Origin of the sequence: Pseudomonas sp. (assembly GCF_049645325.1) — a bacterium.
In the GTDB taxonomy this organism is placed as follows: domain Bacteria; phylum Pseudomonadota; class Gammaproteobacteria; order Pseudomonadales; family Pseudomonadaceae; genus Aquipseudomonas.
In genome coordinates, this window is record NZ_JBARTQ010000266.1 from 1 (window position 1) to 7,164 (window position 7,164).

Here is a 7,164-nt window from a genome sequence, read left to right on the forward strand (position 1 = left end):
GCAGTGTGTCAGCCAACACATGCATCAACTGACACGCCCCCTTCGCGAGCAAGCCCGCTCCCACATGGGTTCAGTGGCGTTGCTGACTCTAGCCGTCAGCCTCGCCGGTTGCGCCGGCCTGCCCGACCAACGCCTGGCCAACGAAGCCCTCAAGCGTGGCGACACGGTCACCGCCCAGCAGAATTACCAGCAACTGGCAGACCTGGGTTACAGCGAGGCCCAAGTCGGCCTGGCTGACATCCAGGTGACCACCCGTGACCCCGAGCAAATCCGCCAGGCCGAAGCCACGTACCGCGCGGCCGCCGAGACTTCGCCACGCGCCCAGGCTCGCCTGGGTCGCTTGTTGGTCGCCAAGCCCGGCGCCACCGAGGCCGAGCAGCACGAGGCCGAAGGCTTGCTGAAAAAAGCCTTTGCCAATGGCGAAGGCAACACCCTGATCCCGCTGGCGATGCTGTACCTGCAATACCCGCACAGCTTCCCCAACGTGAACGCCCAGCAACAGATCAGCAAGTGGCAAGCAGCCGGTTACCCGGAAGCCGGCCTGGCCCAGGTGCTGCTGTATCGCACCCAGGACACTTACGACCAGCACCTGGATGACGTGGAACGCATCTGCAAAGCCGCGCTGAACACCACCGACATCTGCTACGTCGAGCTGGCCACGGTTTACCAGAAAAAAGCCGAACCGGAAAAACAGGCCGAACTGCTCAAGCAGATGGAAGCCGGCTACAGCCGTGGCACCGTCACCGCACAACGCGTCGACAGTGTGGCGCGCGTACTGGGCGACGCCACACTCGGCAAGACCGACGAAAAAACCGCCCAGGCCCTGCTGGAAAAAATCGCCCCCGGCTACCCGGCTTCCTGGGTCAGCCTGGCGCAACTGCTGTACGACTTCCCCGAACTGGGCGACGTCGACCAGATGATGAAGTACCTCGACAATGGCCGCGCCGCCGACCAGCCGCGCGCCGAACTGTTGCTGGGCAAGCTCTACTACGAAGGCAAGTGGGTACCGGCAGACGCCAAGGCCGCCGAAGCGCACTTCGAAAAAGCCGTGGGCCGTGAAGTGGCTGCCGATTACTACCTCGGCCAGATCTACCGCCGTGGCTACTTGGGCAAGGTCTACCCGCAAAAAGCCCTGGACCACCTGCTGACCGCTGCGCGCAACGGCCAGAACAGCGCCGACTTCGCCATCGCCCAACTGTTTTCCCAAGGCAAGGGCACCAAGCCCGACCCATTGAACGCCTATGTCTTCAGCCAGTTGGCTAAAGCCCAGGACACGCCAGAAGCCAACGACTTGGCCACGCAGCTCGAAGCGCCGCTGACGCCTGAGCAGCGCACCGAAGGCCAACGCCTGGTGCAACAGGAGCTGGCCGCCCGCGGCACCCTGGCCCAGAGCACGTTGCAACTGCACGCCCTGGATGAAGAAGACGGCGAGGAATCCCTATGAAGCTCAATCCATTCGTCAAGGCCGGTATCGGCCTGACCTTCGCCCTGCTGTGGTCCTGCCCGACCCTGGCCGCGCTGACCGAAGCCAAGAACTTCGGCCTGGAAGTCAAAGCCACCGCCCAGTCCGAAGATGACCGCGACCTCGGCACGCAGAAAGGCGGCGACGTCAACGGCATCGGCCTCGACCTGCGCCCGTGGGTCTACGGCGAAAGCGGCGCGTGGAGCGCCTACGCGATGGGTCAGGCGGTGGTGTCGAGCGACATCATCGAGACCGACACGCTGCAACAGTCGGCCGATGACACCACCGAACAATCGAGCAACGACGACCGCAAAGCCAAGAAAAATTACCTGGCCCTGCGCGAGTTCTGGGTCGGCTACAGCGGCTTCACGCCCTACCCCGGCGAGATCCTCAAGTTCGGTCGCCAACGCCTGCGCAACGACGACGGCCAATGGCGCGACACCAATATCGAAGCGCTGAACTGGACCTTCGACACCACCTTGCTCAAGGCCAATGTCGGCGCGGCCGAACGCTTCAGCGAATACCGCACCGACCTCAAGGAACTGTCGCCCAAAGACAAGGACCGTCAGCACTTCTACGCCGACGCCGCCTACCAATGGACGCCAGGGCAGTGGATCGGCCTGCGCGGTCACCACACCCATGACGACGGCAAGCTCGACTACGCCGAACCGGGCGTGGCCAGCGACCCGTTGGACAAACGCGAGAACGGCGACCTGACCTGGCTCGGCATCGAAGCCAACAGCGACGCCTATAACTGGCGCAACACCAACACGGTCAACTACTGGGCCAGCGTCACCGGCATGAAAGGCGACCGCGACACGGTCAACGCCCTGAACGCCGACGGCACCCGCCCCACCCAGGCCAAGCGCAGCGATGACGTCAGTGGCTGGGCCACTGACCTCGGCGTACGCCTGCGTCTCGACCCGCAGTGGCAAGTCGGCGCCGCTTACTCGCGCGCCAGCGCCAACTACGAGCAGAACGGCCTGCAAAGCAACCGTTCGAACTGGACCGGCACGCAGTCCCGCGTGCACCGCTTCGGCGAAGCGTTTCGCGGCGAAATGAACAACATGCAGTCCATGAGCCTGTTCGGCTCCTGGCAGTTGCGCGAGGACTACGACGCCAGCCTGGTCTACCACAAGTTCTGGCGCGTCGACGGCAACAAGCCAGTCGGCAGCAACGGCATCGACGCCGTGCAGAACAACACCGATGACGTCACCGGCGCGATCCTGTCCAGCACTTCCCTGCCGCTTGAAGACGGCAAGAAAGACCTGGGCCAGGAAATGGACCTGGTGGTCACCAAGTACTTCAAGAAGGGCCTGCTGCCCGCCGCACTCAGCCAGTCGATCGACGAACCCTCGGCCCTGGTGCGTTTCCGTGCCGGCGTGTTCAAGCCGGGCGACGCCTACGGCAGCCAGGTCGACTCGTACATGCATCGCGCCTTCGTCGACGTGATCTGGAAATTCTGATGGGAGCCTGCGCGATGAACCCTCAAGCCCTCAAAGGCTCGGTCAGCCTGTTGGTCGCAGCCATGCTGCTGGCCAGCACTTCGGCCTTTGCCGACGGCGCGGCGGTGAAGGCGCCGACCATCGCCAAAGAGCTGCAACAGGCCAAGACCTACACCATTTCCAGCCCGCCCACCGCGCCGCTGGAAATGCCCAAGCCGGCCCTGCCCGACCTGTCGGGCTACACCGCCGCGGCAATGGAAAAGAAGATCGTGCGCAGCAAGCCGGGCAAGATCAGCATCCGCCGCATGATGCAGGAAGACGCGCTGAAGGACTTTATCGGCGGCGACAACAAGATGGCCGAATGGGTGGTGCGCCAGCACGGCATTCCCCAGGCGATCTTTGTCGACGACGGCTACATGAACCTCAAGGACTTGCTCGGCAAAGTGCCCAAGCAGTACCTCAGCGAAACCTCGCCGGGCGTGTTCCTGGCCAAGTTGCCGATCGTGGTCGGGCGCAAAGGCATCCTCGAAATCGACAAGAAGACCCAGGAGCTGCGCCTGTCCCAGCAAGCCGGTTCGTTCCTGATCAACGACGGCCAGCTGTTTGTGCGTGACACCAAAATCACCGGCTGGAACGAGAAGACCAACGGCCCGGCGTTGTTCCAGTCGCCCAAGGAATTTCGCCCGTTCCTGCTGGCCTGGGGCGGCACCGAGACCTACGTCGCCAACAGCAAGATGGCCAGTTTTGGCTACGCCAACAGTAAGTCGTACGGGGTGAGTATTTCCCAGTACACGCCGAACATGGCCAAGGTGCTCAAGCGCGCGGAACCGACCGGCTGGATCATCGATTCCGAGTTCTCGGACATGTGGTACGGCTTCTACTGCTACGAGACCACCGGCTTTGTGCTCAAGGGCAATACCTACAAAGACAACATCGTCTACGGCATTGACCCGCACGACCGTTCCCACGGCCTGATCATCGCGGACAACACCGTGTACGGCACCAAGAAAAAGCACGGCATCATCATTTCCCGGGAAGTGAACGACAGCTTCATCTTCAACAACCGCAGCTACGACAACAAGCTGTCGGGCCTGGTGATCGACCGTAACAGCGTCAACAACCTGATCGCCGACAACGAGATCTACCGCAACCACACCGACGGCATCACCCTCTACGAGAGTGCCGACAACCTGCTGTGGGGCAACAAGGTGATCAGCAACCGTCGCCACGGTATTCGCATCCGTAACAGCGTGAACATTCGCCTGTACGAAAACACCGCCATGGCCAACGGCTTGACCGGCGTCTACGGCCACATCAAGGACTTGACCGACACCGACCGCGACATCGCCCTCGACCCGTTCGACGCCAAGGTCTCGCTGATTGTGGTCGGCGGTGAACTGGCGGGTAACGGCAGCGGGCCGCTGTCCATCGACTCGCCGTTGAGCATTGAGCTGTACCGCGTGTCGATGCTGGCGCCGACCAAATCCAGCGGCATCAGCTTCAACGGCGTGCTGGGTGATCGTCAGGAAGAGATTCTCGACCTGCTGGTGCGCCAGCAGAAAGCCGTGCTGATCGACCCTGTCGAACGCCAGACCGAAATGCAGGACTGAGGATGACCCTTATGCACCCACACATGATCAAATTGCTCAGCCTCTCGGGTCTGACCCTCGGCCTGCTCGCGGCCAGCCAGGGCGTGCGCGCCGACGACGTCAAAGCGCCAACCTTCAGCGCCGAGCCGTGCTGCAGCCTGTGCCCGGCCGCGCATGACGCGAAAAACTACACCACGCGCTACCAGCAGAACTTCACCACCCTGGTGCAAGCCCAGGGCGACTGGCTGTTCCGGACCCAGGAAGACCTGCGCACCGAATTCGACACCAGCCCCGCCGGCTACAAACGCATGCAGCAGTTGCACGATGCGTTCAAGGCCAAGGGCGTGGAACTGGTGGTGGTCTATCAGCCGACCCGTGGCCTGGTGAACCGCAACAAGCTCAACCCCGAAGAAAAAGCCAAATTCGATTTCGACAAGGCGCTGGGCAACTACAAGACCATGCTCGGCCGTTTCGCCAAGATGGGTTATGTGGTGCCGGACCTCTCGCCGCTCACCAACGAGCAGCTTCCCGACGAATTGCCGGCCCACGATTTCTACTTCCGCGGTGACCAGCACTGGACGCCATACGGCGCCCAACGCACGGCAAAAATCGTCGGTGCCAAAGTGCGTGCGATGCCTGAATTTGCCGACATTCCCAAGCGTGAATTCGAAACCACGCGCTCCGGGCGTATGGGCAAGACCGGCACCCTGCACAACATGGCCGGGCAACTGTGCGGCACCAGCTACGCGATCCAGTACATGGACCAGTTCACCACCGAGCCCAAGGGCGAGGCCGGTGACGGCGACCTGTTCGGCGATTCGGGCAACCCGCAGATCACGCTGGTGGGCACCAGCCACAGCGGCAAAAACTACAACTTCGCCGGTTTCCTTGAACAGGAAATCGGTGCCGACATCCTCAACGTCGCCTTCCCCGGCGGTGGCCTGGAGGGTTCGATGATCCAGTACCTGGGCAGCGATGAATTCCAGAAAACCCCGCCGAAAATCCTCATCTGGGAATTCTCGCCGCTGTACCGCCTCGACCAGGAAACCATCTACCGCCAGATGATGGCGCTGCTCGACAACGGCTGCGAAGGCAAGACCGCGCAGATGACCGCGAGCACCACGTTAAAACCCGGCAAGAACGAATTGCTGGTCAACAGTTCGAACAAAGACCTGCGTAACAGCAGTCACCAGGTCGACATCCGCTTCGCCGACCCGTCGGTGAAAACCTTGCAAGCCACCCTCTGGTACATGAACGGGCGCCACGAGGACCTCAAGATCGAAAAACCCGAAACATCCGATACAGACGGGCGTTTCGCCTTTGAACTGCGCACCGACGAAGACTGGGCCTCGCAGAACTTGCTGGCCGTGGAAGTCCAGGGCCCCGAGGCGGGCCAGGCTGCGCAGAAGGTCGAAGCGAAAATTTGCACACGCAACGTATTCCCCGCCGGTGGTCAGCAGACCGCATCGGCCGGGCAATGAGGTTACCTATGCAGAAGTTATTGATCCCCTCCTTACTGGGCCTGGCAATCTTTGCCGGCTCGGCCAATGCCGCCGCCCCACTGCGTCCGCCTCAGGGCTACTTTGCGCCGGTGGAAGCCTTCAAGACCGGCGACTTCAAGAATGACTGCGATGCGATGCCCGCGCCGTACACCGGTTCGCTGCAATTTCGCAGCAAGTACGAGGGTTCGGACAAGGCTCGCGCCACGTTGAACACGCAGTCGGAAAAAGCCTTTCGCGACAGCACCGCCGACATCACCAAGCTGGAAAAAGACACCAGCAAGCGCGTGATGCAGTTCATGCGCGACGGCCGTCCGGAGCAGCTGGAATGCACCTTGAACTGGCTTACCAGCTGGGCCAAGGCCGACGCATTGATGTCCAAGGACTTCAACCACACCGGCAAGTCCATGCGCAAATGGGCGCTGGGCAGCATGGCCTCGGCCTATGTGCGCCTGAAGTTCTCCGACTCGCACCCGCTGGCCAACCACCAGCAGGAATCGCAATTGATCGAAGCCTGGTTCAACAAACTGGCCGATCAAGTCGTAAGCGACTGGGACAACCTGCCGCTGGATAAAACCAACAACCATTCCTACTGGGCCGCCTGGTCGGTGATGGCGACGTCCGTCGCCACCAACCGCCGCGACCTGTTTGATTGGGCGGTGAAGGAATACAAGGTCGGCGCCAATCAGGTCGATGACCAAGGCTTCCTGCCCAACGAATTGAAGCGTCAGCAACGGGCGTTGTCGTACCACAACTACGCACTGCCGCCGCTGTCGATGATCGCCAGTTTTGCGCTGGTCAACGGTGTTGATTTGCGCCAGGAAAACAACGGCGCGTTGAAACGCCTGGGCGACAAGGTGCTGGCCGGGGTGAAAGACCCGGAGATCTTCGAGAAGAAGAACGGCAAAGAGCAGGACATGAAGGACCTCAAGGAAGACATGAAATTTGCCTGGCTTGAGCCCTTCTGCACCCTCTACACCTGTGCGCCGGATGTGCTTGAGCGCAAGCATGGGATGCAACCGTTCAAGACGTTCCGCCTCGGGGGCGACTTGACCAAGGTCTACGACCCGACGCATGAAAAGGGCAACAAAGGTTCCTGAATAGCTAACTGAAGGAACAGGGTCCCAATGTGGGAGCGGGCTTGCTCGCGAATGCGGTGTGTCAGTCAC

At 61.6% G+C, this 7,164-nt stretch carries 5 protein-coding genes; all 5 read left to right on the top strand.

Annotated elements, in window-relative coordinates; all coding sequences use genetic code 11:
- The first annotated feature begins 64 nt into the window (after nucleotides 1-64).
- From algK to WBB95_RS11720, 5 genes are read left to right on the top strand one after another with little or no spacing between them, the layout of a single operon-like run.
- Nucleotides 65-1,444: an alginate biosynthesis TPR repeat lipoprotein AlgK gene (algK, locus tag WBB95_RS11700; protein WP_424487743.1), complete on the top strand. Its 1,380-nt coding sequence runs from the start codon at nucleotides 65-67 to the stop codon at nucleotides 1,442-1,444.
- Nucleotides 1,441-2,928 carry an alginate export family protein gene (locus WBB95_RS11705; protein ID WP_424487740.1) on the top strand — a complete coding sequence of 496 codons (1,488 nt, stop codon included), beginning with the start codon at nucleotides 1,441-1,443 and terminating at the stop codon, nucleotides 2,926-2,928. Before algK ends, WBB95_RS11705 begins: the two co-directional genes overlap by 4 nt.
- Nucleotides 2,928-4,517 carry a mannuronan 5-epimerase AlgG gene (gene algG, locus WBB95_RS11710; protein ID WP_424487741.1) on the top strand — a complete coding sequence of 530 codons (1,590 nt, stop codon included), beginning with the start codon at nucleotides 2,928-2,930 and terminating at the stop codon, nucleotides 4,515-4,517. Before WBB95_RS11705 ends, algG begins: the two co-directional genes overlap by 1 nt.
- An 11-nt stretch (nucleotides 4,518-4,528) precedes the next feature.
- Complete coding sequence (locus WBB95_RS11715; RefSeq protein WP_424487744.1) at nucleotides 4,529-5,977, top strand: alginate O-acetyltransferase; 1,449 nt, start codon at nucleotides 4,529-4,531, stop codon at nucleotides 5,975-5,977.
- An 8-nt stretch (nucleotides 5,978-5,985) separates the two neighbouring features.
- Entirely contained in the window at nucleotides 5,986-7,095 is a 1,110-nt protein-coding gene (locus WBB95_RS11720; protein WP_424487742.1) for a mannuronate-specific alginate lyase, read from the top strand.
- The last annotated feature ends 69 nt before the right edge of the window (nucleotides 7,096-7,164 follow it).